The organism is Fructobacillus ficulneus, assembly GCF_001047075.2.
Classification (GTDB): Bacteria; Bacillota; Bacilli; order Lactobacillales; family Lactobacillaceae; genus Fructobacillus; species Fructobacillus ficulneus.
Window position 1 is genome coordinate 203,348 of sequence record NZ_DF968005.1, and the last position, 263, is coordinate 203,610.

The window sequence follows — 263 nt, forward strand, 5'->3', positions numbered from 1 at the left end:
TCACAAGATTAAGCACTTCTTAAAGACCCAAGACCGTGATGACAATATTCAAAACGGTCTGGATGCAGTTGCCCGAGCCTTGATGGAAAGTCACTATGACCCAGCTCAATTCTTAACGGAAGACCAGCTAACAGCAGTAGCCGAGGGTATGCAAGCAGGAACTCGAGAAGATCTTTTAGCTGCCGTTGGCTATGGCGATATTTCCCGATTAGCTGTTGCCAAAGATTTAACCCGCCATGTCCGTGAGAAAAAAGAGGCAGCTG

The 263-nt window shown here is 47.1% G+C and carries 1 protein-coding gene; it reads left to right on the forward strand.

Annotated features, from left to right (window positions below; genetic code table 11):
• Positions 1-263, forward strand: a 263-nt coding sequence (locus AOQ29_RS08140) for a RelA/SpoT AH/RIS domain-containing protein (protein WP_242977409.1), incomplete at both ends; no start/stop codon positions are given.